This is a genomic window from Variovorax sp. PBL-H6 (genome assembly GCF_901827155.1).
Lineage (GTDB): Bacteria > Pseudomonadota > Gammaproteobacteria > Burkholderiales > Burkholderiaceae_C > Variovorax.
In genome coordinates, this window is the sequence record NZ_LR594659.1 from 4,727,388 (window position 1) to 4,744,831 (window position 17,444).

Genomic DNA, 17,444 nt, shown 5'->3' on the forward strand with positions numbered 1-17,444 from the left:
GCCCTAGCGGCCCATCCCGAAGACCGTCGCCATCAGGCTTCCCAGCACGATGGCGCCCACCTGCAGCAGCACGATGGCAGCGAGCGGCGACAGGTCCACGCCGCCCAGCAGTGGAATGAAGCGCCTCAGCGGCCGCACCAACGGCTCGGCCAGCCGCCCGATCAGGTCCTGGAGCATCGACGACGCATTCGGAACCCACGAGAGAACTGCGTAGACGATCAGCAGCGCAGTCAGGCCCGACACCGCCAGCTGCATCAGCCCGATCAGCGATACCAGGGGCAGGATCGCCCAACGGCCCAGCGCGCCCATCAGGGCCCAGAGCAGCAGGAACTTGAGCATCACCAGCAACCATGCGGCCACGGCGCTCGCCAGATCCCAGCGCTTGGCCGCGGGGATGACGCGCCGCAGCGGCAGCACGATCCAGTCGGTGACCGCGAAGACGAAGCGCCCCAGCGGGTTGCCGAAGGGCACGCGGTGGTACTGCATATACAGGCGCAGCAGGCACGCCCCGCCGAGCAGGCCGACGATCACGTCGAGAAGGAACGAAGGGATCTGGTAGAACATGGCGCGTGGTCGTGAACGGAATGCGATGATAGCCACGCAAGGTTCCTCGATGACGACACAACCCCTCCCGCAGCCGCTGCCCCTGTTCCCGCTAGGTACCGTGCTCTTTCCCGGCGGCTTCCTGCCCCTGCGCATCTTCGAGGTGCGCTACCTGGACATGATCGGCAAATGCCACAAGGCCGGCACGCCCTTCGGCGTGGTCAGCCTGACGCAGGGCACGGAAGTCCGGCGCGCAGGCGCCGAGGCCGAGCGCTTTGCCGGCGTCGGCACGCTCGCGGAGATCCGCGAGTTCGATGTCCCGCAGGCCGGGCTGATCCAGATCGCATGCGTGGGCACGCAGCGCTTCCGCATACGCAGCAGCGCATTGCAGACACATGGGCTCTGGACCGCGGAGGTCGAGACTGTCGCCGACGACGTGCCACTCGCCGTGCCCGATGATCTTCGAGCCGTCTCCGACGCCCTGCGCCGCCTGGTGGACACGCTGGAGGAGCGGCGCCGCAGCGAGGGCAGCGAGCAGGTGCGGTTGCCGGTTCAGGCGCCCTTCCGTTTCGACGATTGCGGCTGGGTGGCCAACCGTTGGTGCGAGTTGCTGCCTGTGCCGGCTGAGCTCAAGCAGCGATTGATGGAGCTGGACAGCCCCTTGATGCGGCTCGAACTCGTGGGCGACCTGCTCGTGCGCGCCGGCATCACGAAGTAGCCCGGCAGCCGGGCTGCAGGACACCGCCCGCTAAAATCGCCGGTTGCGTGCGACTAGCGCGCCTCTACTTTTCTCTTCATGTCCGACGCCCTCCCCTCTCCCGCCTCCGCCCACGACGACAACCAGCTCATCGCCGAAAGGCGCGAGAAGCTGAAGGCGCTGCGCGCCGCACAGGTCGAGGGCAAGGGCGTCGCCTTTCCCAACGACTTCAAGCCCGCCGACCGCGCGGCAGCGCTGATTGCCGCGCATGGCGATTCCGAGCCCGAAGCACTGGAAGCCGCGCCGATCGCCGTCAGCGTGGCCGGCCGCATGATGCTCAAGCGGGTGATGGGCAAGGCCAGCTTCGCCACGGTGCAGGACGCCACCGGACGCATCCAGCTCTACGTCACGCGCGATGCCGTCGGCGAAGACCTTTACGCCGAATTCAAGCGCTGGGACCTGGGCGACATCGTTGGCGCCGAAGGCACCGCATTCAAGACCAAGACCGGCGAGCTCTCGGTCAAGGTGACTCGGCTGCGCCTGCTGACCAAGAGCCTGCGCCCCCTGCCCGACAAGTTCCACGGCATGGCCGACCAGGAACAGAAGTACCGGCAGCGCTACGTCGACCTGATCACCGACGAGTCTGCGCGCGAGCGCTTCGTCGCGCGCAGCCGGGCCGTGAGCGCGCTGCGCGAATTCATGGTGGCCAATGGCTTTCTCGAGGTCGAGACGCCGATGCTGCACCCCATCCCGGGTGGCGCCAACGCCAAGCCATTCAAGACACACCACAACGCGCTCGATCAGGAGATGTTCCTGCGCATCGCGCCCGAGCTGTACCTGAAGCGCCTGATCGTCGGCGGCTTCGAGCGCGTCTTCGAGATCAACCGGAGCTATCGCAACGAGGGCATCTCGGTGCGGCACAACCCCGAGTTCACGATGATGGAGTTCTACGCGGCCTACTGGAACTACCGCGACCTGATGGACTTCACCGAGACGCTGATCCGCACCATCGCGCAGAAGAGCGTGGGCAATCTCCAGCTCGATTACCAGGGCAAGCCGGTGGACCTGAGCCAGCCTTTCGAGCGGCTCACCATCCGCGAGGCAATCGCCAGGCACACCGAGGCCGGCGCGAACGCCGACGATGCCGCCTGGCTGCGCGATGCCCTTCGCAAGCTCGGCTTGAGCGAGGAGAAGGACAAGCTTTCCCATCGCAGCCTGGCGAGCCTGCAGGTGATGTACTTCGAGGAGACGGTAGAAGAAAAGCTCTGGCAGCCGACCTTCATCATGGAGCACCCGACCGAGATCTCGCCCCTGGCCCGCGCCAACGACGAGCGCCCGGAGGTCACGGAGCGCTTCGAGCTCTACATCACCGGGCGCGAGTTCGGCAACGGCTTCAGCGAGCTCAACGATGCAGAGGATCAGGCTGCGCGCTTCAATGCCCAGGTCTCGGCCAAGGACAGCGGCGACGACGAGGCGATGTTCTTCGACCACGACTTCGTGCGCGCGCTCGAATACGGCATGCCGCCCACCGGCGGATGCGGGATCGGCATCGATCGGCTCATGATGCTGCTGACCGATTCGCCCAGCATCCGTGACGTGATCCTCTTTCCTGCACTGCGCCGGGAATCTTGAGTACACCGGCGCCCGTCCTCGGCATCGACTTCGGCACGTCCAATTCGGCGGTCGCGTGCGTGGCCGGAAGCGGGCTCGCACGACTGCTGCCGCTGGAAGGACCGGCGACGACGATCCCGACCGCCGTCTTCTTCAATACCGAGGACCGCAGCACGCATTTCGGCCGCGAGGCAATCGCGCTGTACCTGGCAGGCACCGAAGGCCGGCTGATGCGATCACTCAAGAGCCTGCTCGGCAGTGCGCTGATGCAGGACCAGACCGAGATCGGCCACCAGCGTGTCAGCTTCGAGGACATCATCGCCCTCTTCCTGTCGGAGCTTGCCGCACGCGCCCACCGGCAGCTCGGGGTGCCGCCCGCGCGGGTCGTCGTTGGGCGTCCGGTGCATTTCGTGGACGACGATCCGGCGCGCGACCGCGAGGCCGAAGCCACGCTGCGCCGCGCCGCTCGGAGTGCCGGCCTGGGCGAGGTCGACTTCCAGTATGAGCCGATCGCCGCAGCCTTTGACTACGAGCGGCGCGTCACCCGCGAATCGCTTGTCCTGATCGTCGACATCGGCGGCGGCACCTCCGACTTCACGGTGGTGCGCCTGGGCCCCGGGCGCAGCGCGCAGGCAGATCGCGCCCGCGACGTGCTCGCCACCACGGGCGTGCACATTGGCGGCACGGACTTCGACCAGCGGCTCAGCATCGAATGCGTCATGCCTCATTTCGGTTTCCGTCACATCGGCCCGCAGGGCCGTGAGGTGCCGAGCAGGACCTTTTTCGATCTGTCCTCGTGGCACCTGATCAATTGGCTCTATGCCCCGAAGGCGATCCGGCAGGCGCAGGAGCTGCGCGTCAACTATCTCGATACGCGGCTGCACGACCGGCTGATGAACGTGCTTTCCGACCGACAGGGGCATCGCATTGCGAGCGAGGTGGAAGAGGCCAAGATCCGCAGTTCGATGACTGGCGACGACGTGGACATCGACCTGTCGTTCGCAGAGCCGAAGCTGACAGCCACGCTCACGGCCGGGGACATGGACCGCCAGCTCGCAACACAGCTCGACAACGTGATCGCGTGTGCCCGCGATTGCGTCGCACATGCAGGCCTGCGTGGCAGCCAGCTCGGCGCCCTCTATCTGACAGGCGGCTCCTCGGCCCTGCGCCCCTTCCAGAGTGCGCTGCGGCACGCCTTTCCGGGCACGCAGGTCATCGAAGGCGATCTCTTTGGCGGCGTGGCCGCAGGCCTGGCTTATGCCGCCGCAGGCGCCGGAATGCGGCAACCCGCATGAAGTACCTGGCCGCCTACCCCTCGACGCTGCGCGCCCAGGTCGAACAGCTCATCATGCAGGGCCGGCTGGGCGACTGGCTGCTGAAGCGGTATGGCGGCGTGCACGGCATCCGGACCGACGGCGCGCTCTACGAGTACGCGAGCGGCCTCAAGAGCGAGTTCCTGCGCAAGGCCGAGCCGCTGGCCAAGGTTGCCTTCGACAACAAGCTGCACGTGATCCGCAACGCACTCGGTACGCATACGACGATTTCGCGCGTGCAAGGCGGCAAGCTCAAGGCGAAGCGCGAGATCCGTGTCGCAAGCCTGTTCAAGGAAGTGCCGATCGAATGGCTGCGCATGATCGTCGTGCACGAACTGGCGCACACGAAGGAGCGCGAGCACGACAAGGCGTTTTATCAGCTCTGCATGCACATGGAGCCTGATTACCACCAGTTCGAGTTCGACCTGCGCCTCTATTTGACGCACCTGGAGAGTGGCGGTCCCGCACTCTGGTCGGCGACAACCTGACCGCGGTCAGAGCGGGGACAGCATCGCGGCCGCCTGACGATAGGCCGGCGAGCGCATGAGGTCGCCCCAGGCGAGCGCATCGCTTCGCGGCAGCAGACTGCACCGACGCGCCTCGCTGATGGGCTCCGGCTTCCAGCGGCCGTTGCGGCGCGCTGCCGCGAAACCCTCGAGCACCTCGTCGAGTACCGTGCTCTCGCCGATGCTCTGGTTGCACAACAGCGCGAGATCGCAGCCAGCATCGAGTGCGGCGAGCGCTGCATCGGTGTAGCTCAGCAGCTCGCCCTGGATACTGCGCGCGGCCTCCATGCTGAGGTCGTCGCTGAACACTGCGCCCTCGAATCCCAGTTGGCGGCGCAGGATCTGCTGCAGCCACTTCGGCGAAAAGCCTGCCGGACTGGCGTCGACCTTCGGATAGATCACATGTGCCGGCATGACTGCCGCCAGCGTTCCGCCGAGCCAGTCGTAGGGCTTTGCATCGTCGTCAAGGATCGCCTTGAGGCTGCGACGGTCCACGGGGATCGCCACGTGCGAGTCGGCACGCACGAAGCCATGCCCCGGAAAATGCTTGCCGCAGTTCGCCATGCCCGCCTGCAGCAGGCCGTGCGCGAGGCTGCGGGCCAGCAGCGTGACGACGCGCGGATCGCGATGGAAGCTGCGATCGCCGATCACGCTGCTTTCGCCGTAGTCCAGGTCCAAGACGGGCGTGAAGCTGAAATCGACACCGCAGGCGCGCAGCTCGGCGGCCAGCACATGCCCACAGGCCACGGCCGCCTGGGTGGCGCGCATCGGATCGCGCATCCAGAGCTCGCCCAGCGAGCGCATGGAGGGCAGCCGGGTGAACCCATCGGAGCGGAACCGCTGCACCCGTCCGCCCTCATGGTCGACGCAGATCAGGATGTCTGGTCGCAGCGCCTTGATCTCGGCGTTGAGAGCGCTCATCTGCGTCCGGTCCTGCCAGTTGCGGGCGAAATGGATCACGCCGCCGACCAACGGATCGGCAAGGCGGCGGCGGTCGGCGGCATTCAAAGCCGTGCCCGCGACGTCGATGATCAAGGGGGCGTGGACGGAATTCTGATCGGTCATGGCTTGCGTTCGACCACGACAAAGCTGGCCGCGTAGTCGGTCTCGTCGGTCACCGTCACGTGCGCGACGAGGCCTTCGGCCTCGAACCAGTCCTTCAGAACACCGTGAAGCACGATCACGGGCTTGCCGGTGCGCTGGTTCGCGATCTCGCAGAGGCGCCAGCTCATCGGCATGCGCATGCCCATGCCGATGGCCTTGCTGAAGGCCTCCTTGGCGGAAAAACGGGTGGCCAGATACCGCAGGCCGCGCTTTGGCCACCGGGCGCCGCGCGCGCGCCAGACCACGAGTTCGGCGTCGCTCAGCACGCGCTGGGCGAAGCGCTCACCCTGGCGCTCGAAGGTGGCGGCGATGCGGCGGATGTCGCAGATGTCGGTGCCGATGCCGTAGATCACGCAGCCTCTCGGATACAGCGCAGGTAGTCCCGCGTCGCCGCGGCGTAGCCGAGCTCCAGTGCATCGGAGACGAAGGCATGGCCGATGGAAACCTCGCGCACCCCGCGCACCACCCGAAGGAAGTCGGTGAGATTGTCGCGGCTGAGGTCGTGGCCGGCGTTGACTTCGAGGCCTGCCGCCTGCGCCGCGCGGGCGGTCTCGGCGTAAAGCGCCAGCACACTGTCCGCCCTGGAGGTGCCGCGCGCGGCGGCATAGCCTTCGGTGTAGAGCTCGATGCGGTCGGCTCCGACGGCCTTGGCAGCCGCCATCATGTCCGGCTCCGGGTCCATGAAGAGGCTCACCCGCACGCCCAGGGTCCTGGCCTCGGCGATCAGCGGCCGCAGCCGATTGGCGTCGTCGGGAAAGGTCCAGCCGTGGTCGCTGGTCGACTGGGCCACATCGTCGGGAACGAAGGTGGCTTGATGCGGACGCAGCTCGCGCACGAAGTCCATCAGGTTGTGGAACGGGTTGCCTTCGATGTTGAACTCGGCCTGGGGCCAGTCCTTGCGCAGCAGCTCCGACAAGTCCTGCACGTCCTGTGGGCGAATGTGGCGCTGGTCGGGCCGCGGGTGCACCGTGATGCCGTGCGCGCCGGCATCCAGGCACAGCGCCGCGGCGAAGAGCACGCTGGGGATGCCCAATGACCGCGTATTGCGTACCAGCGCCACCTTGTTGAGGTTGATCGACAGGGAAGTGCTCATAAGGCTTGCAAGTCTCTCATCATCTGGCGCGTTCGCAGCGTGCTCACACCGCAATGGTAGTTGAGCAGCACGCGCAGTTGGTTGCGCAGGGCGCTATTGGCGCCGGCGTTCATGGTTGCGACCTGGCGCAGTGTGGCGGCCAGCGGCGCGCGCTCTTCGAGTGTGCGCTGCAGGGCCTGCCAGTCGGCGCCATCGAGCGCGGTTTCGTCGTCGGCAGCGAGGCGCAGGCCGGCCTCGGGCACGAGGGCGTATCGAGCCTGTGCCTCGAGGGGCGACAGCGTCAACGTTTCGATATCGAGCACTGGCAACAGCCCGACCTCTCGCAGCAGCAGCAGTTCGAAGGCCCGCAGCGCGGCAGCCTGGGCGGCAGCCTGGGCGCCCCCATGGTCACCGGCCAGCACCTGCACCATGACGGCGTAACCATCGAACAGCGCCTCGTGCGCGTCATCGCGTGCCAACAGGCGCAGCAGCAGTTCGTTGAGGTAGTAGCCCGACAACAGCGCCTCGCCCGTGGGCATCACATGGCCGCCCATCCACTCGGCCCCCTTGAGCGTGCGGATTTCGGCGTCGCCGCCGTAGCTGACCTGCAGCGGCTGCAGGGGCAGCAGCACCGGCCGGAAGTTGGAGCTCGGCCGCTTGGCCCCCTTGGCCACCAGCGCGATCCGCCCATGATGGCGGGTGAAGACCTCCAGGATCAGGCTCGACTCGCTCCAGTCGTAGTGGTGCAGCACATAGGCCGGTTCATGCGAAACGCGGTGGGTTGCCATCACCCTCGGACACGCTCATTCATATCCGAATGAACGCACCCGTGCCTCATCGTCGGCCCAGCCCGAACGCACCTTGACCCACAGCTCGATGAAGACCTTGGCGTCCGCGAGCTTCTCGAGTTCCTGCCGCGTCTCCATGCCGATGCGCTTGATGCGCTCGCCCTTGTCGCCGATCACCATCGCCTTGTGGCTGTCGCGCTCCACGACGATGGTGGCGGCAATGCGCAGCAGGCGCTTCTGGCCCTTGCGGGCAGGCGGCTCCTCCTCGAACTTGTCGATCACCACGGTCGAGGTGTAGGGGAGCTCGTCGCCGGTCAGCCGAAACAGCTTTTCCCGCACCAGCTCACTGGCGAGAAACTGCTCGCTGCGGTCGGTGAGCTCTTCCTCGGAATACCACCAGGGCTGCTCAGGCAGGTACTTTTCGCAAATGCCGAACAGGCGTTCGATGTCCTTCGGGTTCTTGGCGGACATCGGGACGAAATCGGCGAAAGCGTGTCGGCCCTGCATCTCCTGCAGCCACGGCGCCAGCTCGCTGCGGCGATGCACGTTGTCGAGCTTGTTGGCGATCAGCACGGTCGGGATGCCGGTACCGAGCAGCTTCAGCACCCGCTCGTCGGCTGGGGTGAAGCTGCCGGCCTCGACCACGAAGAGGATCAAGTCCACGTCAGCGACAGCGCCCACGACGGTCTTGTTGAGCGAGCGGTTGAGCGCGTTGGCATGCAGCGTCTGGAAGCCCGGCGTATCGACGAAAACGAACTGCGTCGAACCACGCGTTCGCATGCCGGTGATGCGATGCCGCGTCGTCTGCGCCTTGCGCGAGGTGATGCTGATCTTCTGGCCGACCAGCGCGTTCAGCAGCGTCGACTTGCCCACATTGGGCTTTCCGACGATGGCCACCAGGCCGCATCGCTGACCGGGTGATGGGACCGGCTGGGTGCCCTCTGTGGAAGACATCGGATCGGATTCGGTGGGATGGTTCATGGGGATGCCTTTGCAGCGCCTCCGCGCGCCTTGAGCCGGATCAACATGGCGGCGGCTGCCGCCTGCTCGCCGGCGCGGCGCGAGCCGCCGATGCCGCGTTCTCGCAAGTCCAACTGGGGCACCTCGCATTCGACATCGAAAGTCTGCTTGTGTGCCGCACCCAGCGTGCCGACCACGCGGTAGACCGGCAGCTTCATTTTGTGGCCCTGCAGCCATTCCTGCAATTCTGTCTTGGGGTCCTTGGCCGCGGCGTCCATGCGCGGCGTAATGGCAACCGACTCGTAGAGCCGTTGCACCAGAGACTGTGCCGGCCCATAGCCGGCATCGAGGTAGACGGCACCGATCAGCGCCTCCAGCGCATCGGCCAGGATCGAGGGGCGATTCGGCCCCCCGGAGCGCGCCTCCCCTTCACCCAGCCGCAATAGCGGAGAGAGCGCCAGCTTGAGCGCCAATTGATGCAGGGTGTCCTGCTTGACCAGATTGGCCCGCACGCGGGACAGATCGCCCTCGGGCAATTGCGACAGCTGCTCGTAAAGCAGGTGGGCGACCGCGAGGTTGAGCACCGAATCCCCCAGAAATTCGAGCCGTTCGTTGTGATCGGCCGAGAAGCTGCGGTGCGTCAACGCACGCTGCAACAGCCGCGGGTCGGAAAAGGAATACTGGATGCGCGCCTGCAGCGCGTCAAGGTCACCGCCCGACACGGCCGGCCTGTCGAGGCATTGCGCCAGGGCCTGCGCAGCCCCTCGACAGGAAAGCGCAAGGGCTTGGCCGCGACCCGTGAGCGTTCATTTCAGCGGGATTGACCTGCGTACTTGAGCGTCAGGAATGCAGGCCCGAACAAGTGGATCTCGCGCTCATAGGCAAAGGACACCACGACCTTGTCGCCCACCTTTTTGACGTCGAGGTCCTTGCCTGCCACCGACTGGAAGTCGTCGATGGCCTGAGCGCGGTCGAAGATCGCTCGCACTTCGGGAACGGTCGTTCCCTCCTTGGCCTTGTTCGCCGCCTTGTTGATCGCCTGGTACTCGATCAGCGTCGGAATGACCTGAGCCACCACAACGCCGACGCAGGCCAGGACGATGGCGACGAACAGCAGCCCGATGAAGGAGATGCCACGCTGGCGCCACCTGGATTGACTTGCTCTCATACCCTCTTTCCCTCCAAACCCTCGATTATTGGAATCCGCCGATGCGCTTGAGGTTGCCGAAATTCATCCAGACGAAGAAGGCCCTGCCCACGATGTTCTTGTCAGGCACAAAGCCCCAGTAGCGCGAATCGAGCGAGTTGTCGCGGTTGTCGCCCATCATGAAATAGTGGCCCTGCGGCACCTTGCACACCACGCCCTCGACACTGTAGCGGCAATTTTCCTGGTTCGGGAACGCCATGATTTCGGCCTCCGAAAGACCGGCCCGGCGGCCCTCATCGTTGAGCAACATGTGCCTCTTGCCGCCCAGGTCCTCGGAATACTGCTTGAGGTAGCGCATCGCCTCCTCGTCGAAGTAGTCGGGCTCCGGCTGCTTGCTGATCGGCTGGCCGTTGATGGTGAGCTTCTTGTTGAGGTAGGCCACTTCGTCGCCTGGCACGCCGACCACGCGCTTGATGTAGTCCATGCTCGGCTTGGGCGGGTAGCGGAACACCATCACGTCGCCGCGCGCAGGCGGGGTGCCTTCGGTCACCTTGGTATTGATGACGGGCAGGCGCAACCCATAGGTGAACTTGTTGACCAGGATCAGGTCACCCGTCAGCAGCGTAGGCATCATCGATCCCGAAGGAATCTTGAAGGGTTCGACCAGGAAGGAGCGCAGCAGGAACACCGCGAGGATCACAGGGAAGAGGCCTGCGGTCCAATCCAGCCACCACGGCTGCATGAGCAGGCGCTCGCGCGCCTTTGGGTCGGTGGTGTCGACCTGGGTGATTCCCTGGCGGGTCAGCTCGTCGCGCCGTCGAGCCACCGAGATCTCCAGCGCCTCGGCCGTTTTTCGGCGCCGCGGCAGGAAATAGAAGCGCTCTGCAAGCCAGTACAAGCCCGTGACCACGGTGGCGAGGAAGAGCAGCAGTGCGAAATTGCCTTCGACGGCACCGAAGTACCAAGCACCGATATAACCAACGAAAGCCGCAAGGATCAGGGAGGTGAGAAATGCCATCGATGCCGTGTTCTAGTCTTCGACCTGCAGGATGGCGAGAAAGGCCTCTTGCGGGACCTCGACCGAGCCGATCTGCTTCATTCTTTTCTTGCCCGCTTTCTGCTTCTCGAGCAGCTTGCGCTTACGGGTGATATCGCCGCCGTAGCACTTGGCGAGCACGTTCTTGCGCAGGGCCTTGATTGTCTCACGCGCGATGATGTTGGCGCCGATGGCCGCCTGGATCGCAACGTCGTACATCTGACGACTGATGATCTCGCGCATCTTGGCAACCACCGCCCGGCCGCGGTACTGGCTCTGGCTGCGGTGCACGATGATCGACAGCGCATCGACCTTGTCGCCGTTGAGCAGGATGTCGACCTTGACGACGTCCGACGCACGGTACTCCTTGAACTCGTAGTCCATCGACGCGTAGCCCCGGCTGACCGACTTCAGCTTGTCGAAGAAGTCCAACACGATCTCGCCCAATGGCATCTCGTAGGTCAGCATGACTTGGCGGCCGTGGTAGGCCATGTTCATCTGCACGCCGCGCTTCTGGTTAGCGAGCGTCATCACCGAACCGACGTATTCCTGCGGCATGTAGAGATGGACCGTCACGATCGGCTCGCGGATCTCTGCCATGCGACCGACGTCGGGCATCTTCGAGGGGTTCTCGACCATGATCACTTCGCCGTCGTTCTTCGCCACCTGGTAGACCACGCTCGGGGCCGTCGTGATCAGGTCCTGGTCGAACTCGCGCTCCAGGCGCTCCTGCACGATTTCCATGTGCAGCAGGCCCAGGAAACCGCAGCGGAACCCGAAGCCGAGCGCCTGGGATACCTCCGGCTCGTAGTGCAGCGAGGAGTCGTTCAGCTTGAGCTTCTCCAGCGCGTCGCGCAGCGAGTCGTACTCGCTCGCCTCGGTAGGGTACAAGCCGGCGAACACCTGCGGCTGGATTTCCTTGAAGCCCGGCAAAGCCTCGGTGGCGGTGGCGGCCGCACCGCCGCTGCCGGTCTTGATCTGCGTGACCGTGTCGCCCACTTTCGCGGCCTGCAGTTCCTTGATGCCGGCGATGATGAAGCCGACCTCGCCTGCCTCGAGCGACTGGCGCGGCTCGGTTGCGGGAGTGAAGACGCCGAGGCTGTCGGCGTTGTAGCTCGCACCCGAGGCCATCATCTTGATGCGGTCGCCCTTTGCCAGGCGGCCGTCGACCACCCGCACCAGCATCACCACGCCCACGTAGGCGTCGAACCAGCTGTCGATGATCATGGCGCGCAGTGCGGCGCCGGGGTTGCCGCGCGGCGCCGGCACCTTGGCCACGATGGCCTCGAGAATTTCGTCAATACCCAAGCCGGTCTTCGCCGAGCAGGGAATCGCATCGCCCGCGTCGATACCGATCACGTCCTCGATCTCCGCCTTCGCGTTATCGGGGTCGGCTTGTGGCAGGTCCATCTTGTTGAGCACCGGCACCACCTCAACGCCGAGATCGAGTGCGGTGTAGCAGTTCGCCACCGTCTGCGCTTCGACACCCTGGCTCGCATCGACCACGAGCAGCGCACCTTCGCATGCGGACAGCGAGCGACTCACTTCATAAGAGAAGTCAACGTGACCCGGTGTGTCGATGAGATTGAGGTTATAGACCTGTCCATCGCGTGCCTTGTAGTGCAGTGCCGCAGTCTGCGCCTTGATGGTTATCCCACGCTCTTTCTCGATGTCCATCGAGTCGAGAACCTGCGCTTCCATCTCACGCTCGGCAAGGCCTCCGCAGCGTTGGATCAAGCGGTCCGCGAGCGTCGACTTGCCATGGTCGATGTGCGCAATGATCGAAAAATTTCTGATGTGATTCATCAACGGGAACGCTTAAGTACTTGAATTGGCTCGTGCGCAGCGGGCTGCAGGCAAGAAAAAAGGGCGCGTCCCCAAGAGACGCGCCCTGAACCAACAAGCAATGGCAACTGCAGTAGTTGGAACTTCATTGTAGGCAAAAAGGGGGGCGCGTACAGCCGGGCCTGGGCCTCGAATGGGTCGTTGCAGGTCAGCAACATGGGACTTATGAACAACTTATCAACAGGATCGGTGGACCAGTTCCTTAACAACTTGTGGGTGATCTGTGGAGCAACGGTGGGCGACATGCGGGAATCCCGCATCGTGGAGCCGAGCCGTATGCTTATGCCCTCAACGGGTGCCCTCGGCGCAGTATTCTACTGAAAATCGTCGTTAGGTCGACGCAAAGTTAGCGCTTACAAACTTTTCGCGCTGATGGGCAACCCTAAAAATTTTTTCCCTGCGGGTTGCAGGAACACCTAAACGGAAGGAAAAAGGCCCCAAAACCCGACTGCGGGATGGGGCCACTTGACGGCGGTCACCGTTCAGCGTGAAGGACGGATCAGGGCGAACTGCGCCCAGTCCCCGCGGCGGAAAAGTACGCTCACTGGCTTGCTCTTGTCAGCCTTTACCAGCGCGGACTCGAACTCCTTCGTGTTGGCGACCTCGATGTTGTTGACGGCCAAGACGATGTCCCCCTCGCGCAGGCCGGCGCGGGTCGCTGCCTCGGTAGCCGACTCGACCTTCACGCCACCCTTGATTTTGAGCTCTTTCTTTTGCGCCCCGGTAAGGTCGCTCACCGCAAGACCCAGCGATTTGGCGGCGGCCGAGGCTGAGGGCTTGCTGGCCGGCTGCTCCTCGCGCTCGGACGTCTGCGCCGGCTTGTCTGGCTCGATCTCGGCAATGCTCACGCTCAGGTCGCGCGAATCGCCGCGGCGGAATACCGTCACCGTGCTCTTGGTGCCGGGCTTGGTATTGCCGACCAGGCGCGGCAAATCGCTGGGCTTCTCGATCGCCTTGCCATCAAAGCGGGTGATGATGTCTCCGGGCTCGATGCCGGCCTTCTCGCCCGGCGAGCCTGACTCGACCCCGCGCACCAACGCACCCTGCGCCTTGCCCAGGCCGATGGATTCGGCCACGTCCTTCGTGACCTGGTCGATCTGGACACCAATGCGCCCGCGCGAAACCCGGCCGTTCGCGCGCAATTGGTCGCTCACGCGAATCGCCTCGTCAATCGGAATCGAGAAAGAGATGCCCATGAAGCCGCCTGAGCGCGAATAGATCTGGCTGTTGATTCCGACCACCTCGCCGCGCATGTTGATCAAAGGGCCTCCAGAATTGCCCGGGTTGATTGCGACGTCGGTCTGGATGAACGGCAGGTAGTCGCCGGTGTCACGCTGCTTTGCACTCACGATGCCAGCGGTGACGGTGTTCTCGAGGCCAAATGGCGACCCGATGGCCATCACCCATTCGCCCACGCGCAGCTTGGAGATGTCGCCGACCTTGACGGCCGGGAGCCCGGTGGCATCGATCTTTACGACGGCAACATCGGTGCGCTTGTCGGCCCCGATGATCTTGGCCTTGAATTCGCGCTTGTCGACAAGTGTCACCACGACCTCGGATGCGCCGTCGACCACATGGGCGTTGGTCATCACGAAGCCGTCGGGCGTCAGGATGAAACCGGACCCGACACCCCGCGGACGCTCCTCTTCCTGCGGCGCTTGCGGGCGATTCGGGCGCGGTCCCTGCCGCGGAATGTTGGGCATGGGCTGGCCGAAAAAGCGGCGGAAGAACTCCTGCATCTCCTCGTCCATTTCGCCGCTGCCACCGCGCTGCGTTACCTTCTCGACAGTCCGGATATTCACCACCGCTGGGCCGACCTGATCGACCAGATCCGTGAAGTCGGGCAGTGCGCGCGCCTGGGCCTGCGCACTGGCAGGCGTGACCGGCAGCAGCGCAGCGCCTGAGGCGAGCATGAATGCGCCGGCCAGCAGGAATGAGCGGATCCTGTTCCTCTCGGTTCTGAACATCATCGGCTTCCTTGGTAAGAAAACTAGAAAAAAACGATATGGCGGCTCAACGCGCGCGCACAAGACTCTGGGCGAACCCATCAAGTGTTTGCGGCGGCACCTCGCCCACCACCGTCAGCCACCAATCGCCATCCTTGTTGGTTAGCTTGCGCGTCAACGTGTAGGTCGCGCCCAGTGCGAGCAGGACTTCCCGAGCCTGGCGTGTGGGGTCGTAAGGCTCCACGAAGAGCGAGACCGTGGCCAAGCCATCGGAGAATATCCACTGCATCGTGTGCCCCTGCTCGCCACCCGTGGCCGCACCCATCGCGCGCCTATAGCAACTGACAGGCTTGAACCCGGCGATGGGGGTCCGCAAGGCCCAACCCTCCTTGAGAGGCGTGCTGCGCTCGAGCTCGGATTTTTCTATCTTGTAGCCTGCGGTGCTGGCCATCATGTGCGCCAATGCCTGCGCTTTGACCGGTGCGTCGAGCTGTAGTTCGGAGAAAGCAGACTGTTCGATCACTCGGTTCTCACCATCGAGGGTCTGCAACTTCACGACCAGGCCCGAGCGCCGCTCGCTCCAGATGCGATAGCCGAAACGCAGGCCATCGCGCGGTTCCAGCTGCACAACATCGGTATCGAAGCCCGCGACACGATCCTTGCCCACCACGCGCGCACCATAGTAGTTGCCGAGCGCGGAGTCGGGCGCACCGAGGAGATTCGGGAAGAGTTCCAGGTTCTCGCGCTTCTCGCTCTTGACGATTTTTGTCTCGGGCAGGAAGGTCATCACGTGGTCGTTGCGCCTGAAGGTGGAGCGCGGGGGACCTGACAGCACCTCGACGCGCTCGAACTGGAAGTCGCCTTCGCAGACGTGCCAGATGCGAGCACTCGACAAATTTCCGCCAGCGGCCGAAACGACGAAGGTCCCCGCATAGGAGCGCTGGCGAGATGCCGTATGCATGCGCTGCAGCCATTCGACCACGCTCAGGGCCGGCGTCTCGCTGCCCGCCGCACTGATCGTTCCTTTCGCCGAGGGCGAGGGCACCTTGCTCTGGGCTGCGGCGAACGGCGCTACGCACAGCACCGCAACCAGGACCACCGCGCCTCGCGCGGACATCGGCATCGGAACAGTCATTACAGCAGTTGCAGACACACGATCATCAACGTGACGGCCCATCAAAGGTCGCATTGCGCAGGAAACCCGAGGGCATCTGAGAAGCGCCGCCCACTTGTCGGTGCGCTTCAAGTAACTGGTCCAGGCGCGGATCGCGCAGCATCACTTGCGGATGGCCATTTCCCACCACGACCCGCATCGGCGTCAGCACGGATGCGCCCAGCGGCGCGGACCCATTGGCGGCTAGCACCGAAGCCTGCTGCTGTTGCAGTTGCTGCTGGGCCAATTGTGCCGCTGGCTGAGGACCGGCGCCGCCGATCCAGTTCCAGCTGATGGCGGCCGCAGCTGCGAGCGATGCCGCACCGGCCACGAGTTTCCATCGGAACACCGGTTCGTTGGCCGCTTCAGCGCGACGCAGCACGGGCATTGTCGCGAGATCCGGCGGAAGCACCGGAATGGACGGCTCCGCTGCAAGGCGTTGCTGGAGTCGAGAGAGGAACTGCGAGCTGTCGCTGCAAGCAGTCTGGGCGCCGGACCGCAGCACATCCCCCACGACATGGTAGGCATGCCAGGTTGCACGCAAATCGTCCCTGCCGCAAACCTCGTCCATCACGTGGGCAAACTCGTCATCCCGCAAATGCCCATCGGCGAGTGCGGAAACCTGCTCATTGACAGTCGTTGTGTGCTTCATCTTGTCCACCTGCTTACCAACGTTTGCCAGACTGGTTGTCCAGCAACGGCTTGACCCTGGCCGAAATGGCTTCGCGCGCCCGGAAAATCCGCGACCGCACCGTACCGATCGGGCAATTCATGACCTCGGCGATCTCTTCATAACTCATGCCTTCGATCTCGCGCAACGTGACCGCCTGCCTCAGCTCTGCGGGCAAGGCCTCCATCGCTGCTTCGACGGCGGCCGCGATTTCATTGGCGGCCAGCACGGATTCGGGCGTCTCGTCGGTGGTTGGTTCGTTTCCGGACCGGTAAGTTTCATCATCCTCGTCGGAAGAGGAACGCAGCGTGCTCTCGGTGACGGTCGGATCGCGCTTCATGTCCACCAGGGCCTTCTTGGCTGTGTTGACAGCGATGCGGTAGAGCCACGTGTAGAACTGCGCCTCGCCCCTGAACTGGTGAAGGGCGCGATACGCCCGGATGAAGGTCTCCTGCGCAATATCCTCGACCAGGTTCACGTCGCGCACCATGCGGCCGATGAGCCGCTCTATGCGCCGCTGGTATTTGAGGACAAGCAATTCGAATGCCTTCTGATCGCCCGCGACGGTGCGCTGGACCAGCTGGAAATCGACCTCTCCTGCTCTCGGTGCGGCGATCGGCACATCAGTCAGACCTGCATCGGGCGGCACGGGCGGCGGAGCTGCGGTCATGAAAGAGGATGTTGCGCGCCAGTGGGCGCGGATCGGGCGTCGCCTTGGGCACGGCTCGCCGGAATGGGGCGCGAATATACCGCACGGCGCAAGTTCTGCCAGCGGTCCGGCATGGTGCGTTGCTCCAGCCACATCCACCTGCAGGCGTCCCCCATCCCGGTCATGCGCACGAGAAGCCACGACTGGCCATCGAGGGCGATCCGGGCGCGGGCCGCTTGCGAGCCCGTCGCGCCCCGGATCGACCAACGCGAGCCGTCGAAATCCAGTACATCGGACGAAACGCGGTGAAGCGAGCCTTTCCATGCAGCCATGCTCGTTCCGAGGACGCAAAGCGCCAGCAGCCCGGTGCGCCAGTCCATCTTGCCCGACCGAGCGCATGCCGC

The 17,444-nt window shown here is 64.5% G+C and carries 19 protein-coding genes; 4 read left to right on the plus strand and 15 right to left on the minus strand.

Annotation, left to right across the window (positions count from 1 at the left end):
- Nucleotides 1–3: 3 nt before the first annotated feature.
- Nucleotides 4–564 (minus strand): YggT family protein, encoded by a 561-nt coding sequence (locus G3W89_RS22390; RefSeq protein ID WP_162577606.1) that lies wholly within the window; start codon nucleotides 562–564, stop codon nucleotides 4–6.
- A gap of 49 nt (nucleotides 565–613) precedes the next feature.
- On the opposite strand from G3W89_RS22390, the gene G3W89_RS22395 reads away from it, so the two are divergent.
- The 4 genes from G3W89_RS22395 to G3W89_RS22410 all read left to right on the plus strand — a co-directional run bounded on the left by G3W89_RS22395 (nucleotide 614) and on the right by G3W89_RS22410 (nucleotide 4,652).
- The gene (locus tag G3W89_RS22395) at nucleotides 614–1,261 is read left to right on the plus strand and encodes an LON peptidase substrate-binding domain-containing protein (RefSeq protein ID WP_232076684.1); all 648 of its coding nucleotides are present in this window, start codon (nucleotides 614–616) and stop codon (nucleotides 1,259–1,261) included.
- Between the two features lie 78 nt (nucleotides 1,262–1,339).
- Entirely contained in the window at nucleotides 1,340–2,872 is a 1,533-nt protein-coding gene (gene lysS, locus G3W89_RS22400; protein ID WP_162576232.1) for a lysine--tRNA ligase, read from the plus strand.
- Nucleotides 2,866–4,146 carry an Hsp70 family protein gene (locus G3W89_RS22405; protein WP_443083215.1) on the plus strand — a complete coding sequence of 427 codons (1,281 nt, stop codon included), beginning with the start codon at nucleotides 2,866–2,868 and terminating at the stop codon, nucleotides 4,144–4,146. Before lysS ends, G3W89_RS22405 begins: the two co-directional genes overlap by 7 nt.
- Entirely contained in the window at nucleotides 4,143–4,652 is a 510-nt protein-coding gene (locus tag G3W89_RS22410; protein WP_162576234.1) for a YgjP-like metallopeptidase domain-containing protein, read from the plus strand. The genes G3W89_RS22405 and G3W89_RS22410 overlap by 4 nt, the downstream gene beginning before the upstream one ends.
- Before the next feature lie 6 nt (nucleotides 4,653–4,658).
- Here the strand turns inward: G3W89_RS22410 and nagZ are convergent, their stop codons facing one another.
- From nagZ to G3W89_RS22480, 14 genes are all read right to left on the minus strand, one after another.
- Nucleotides 4,659–5,735, minus strand: a complete 1,077-nt coding sequence (gene nagZ / locus G3W89_RS22415) for a beta-N-acetylhexosaminidase (RefSeq protein WP_162576235.1) — start codon at nucleotides 5,733–5,735, stop codon at nucleotides 4,659–4,661.
- Nucleotides 5,732–6,127: a holo-ACP synthase gene (gene acpS / locus G3W89_RS22420; RefSeq protein WP_162576236.1), complete on the minus strand. Its 396-nt coding sequence runs from the start codon at nucleotides 6,125–6,127 to the stop codon at nucleotides 5,732–5,734. The genes nagZ and acpS overlap by 4 nt, the downstream gene beginning before the upstream one ends.
- Entirely contained in the window at nucleotides 6,124–6,867 is a 744-nt protein-coding gene (locus tag G3W89_RS22425; protein ID WP_162576237.1) for a pyridoxine 5'-phosphate synthase, read from the minus strand. Before G3W89_RS22425 ends, acpS begins: the two co-directional genes overlap by 4 nt.
- Complete coding sequence (gene recO / locus G3W89_RS22430; protein ID WP_232076687.1) at nucleotides 6,864–7,637, minus strand: DNA repair protein RecO; 774 nt, start codon at nucleotides 7,635–7,637, stop codon at nucleotides 6,864–6,866. Before recO ends, G3W89_RS22425 begins: the two co-directional genes overlap by 4 nt.
- Before the next feature lie 12 nt (nucleotides 7,638–7,649).
- Nucleotides 7,650–8,588 carry a GTPase Era gene (gene era, locus G3W89_RS22435; RefSeq protein ID WP_162577607.1) on the minus strand — a complete coding sequence of 313 codons (939 nt, stop codon included), beginning with the start codon at nucleotides 8,586–8,588 and terminating at the stop codon, nucleotides 7,650–7,652.
- 23 nt (nucleotides 8,589–8,611) lie between these two features.
- Nucleotides 8,612–9,316 carry a ribonuclease III gene (rnc, locus tag G3W89_RS22440; protein ID WP_162576239.1) on the minus strand — a complete coding sequence of 235 codons (705 nt, stop codon included), beginning with the start codon at nucleotides 9,314–9,316 and terminating at the stop codon, nucleotides 8,612–8,614.
- 89 nt (nucleotides 9,317–9,405) lie between these two features.
- Nucleotides 9,406–9,762, minus strand: coding sequence for a DUF4845 domain-containing protein (locus G3W89_RS22445; protein WP_162576240.1), 357 nt, complete (start codon nucleotides 9,760–9,762; stop codon nucleotides 9,406–9,408).
- Nucleotides 9,763–9,787: 25 nt separating this feature from the next.
- The gene (lepB, locus tag G3W89_RS22450) at nucleotides 9,788–10,759 is read right to left on the minus strand and encodes a signal peptidase I (protein ID WP_162576241.1); all 972 of its coding nucleotides are present in this window, start codon (nucleotides 10,757–10,759) and stop codon (nucleotides 9,788–9,790) included.
- A 12-nt stretch (nucleotides 10,760–10,771) separates the two neighbouring features.
- Nucleotides 10,772–12,583, minus strand: coding sequence for a translation elongation factor 4 (lepA, locus tag G3W89_RS22455; RefSeq protein ID WP_162576242.1), 1,812 nt, complete (start codon nucleotides 12,581–12,583; stop codon nucleotides 10,772–10,774).
- Nucleotides 12,584–13,104: 521 nt separating this feature from the next.
- Nucleotides 13,105–14,592: a DegQ family serine endoprotease gene (locus tag G3W89_RS22460; RefSeq protein WP_162576243.1), complete on the minus strand. Its 1,488-nt coding sequence runs from the start codon at nucleotides 14,590–14,592 to the stop codon at nucleotides 13,105–13,107.
- A 43-nt stretch (nucleotides 14,593–14,635) separates the two neighbouring features.
- Entirely contained in the window at nucleotides 14,636–15,703 is a 1,068-nt protein-coding gene (locus G3W89_RS22465; RefSeq protein ID WP_162576244.1) for a MucB/RseB C-terminal domain-containing protein, read from the minus strand.
- Nucleotides 15,704–15,728: 25 nt separating this feature from the next.
- Nucleotides 15,729–16,373 carry a sigma-E factor negative regulatory protein gene (locus G3W89_RS22470; RefSeq protein WP_162576245.1) on the minus strand — a complete coding sequence of 215 codons (645 nt, stop codon included), beginning with the start codon at nucleotides 16,371–16,373 and terminating at the stop codon, nucleotides 15,729–15,731.
- A gap of 13 nt (nucleotides 16,374–16,386) precedes the next feature.
- The gene (rpoE, locus tag G3W89_RS22475; RefSeq protein ID WP_162576246.1) at nucleotides 16,387–17,061 is read right to left on the minus strand and encodes an RNA polymerase sigma factor RpoE; all 675 of its coding nucleotides are present in this window, start codon (nucleotides 17,059–17,061) and stop codon (nucleotides 16,387–16,389) included.
- Nucleotides 17,058–17,420: a hypothetical protein gene (locus G3W89_RS22480; RefSeq protein WP_232076689.1), complete on the minus strand. Its 363-nt coding sequence runs from the start codon at nucleotides 17,418–17,420 to the stop codon at nucleotides 17,058–17,060. Before G3W89_RS22480 ends, rpoE begins: the two co-directional genes overlap by 4 nt.
- Nucleotides 17,421–17,444: the final 24 nt, after the last annotated feature.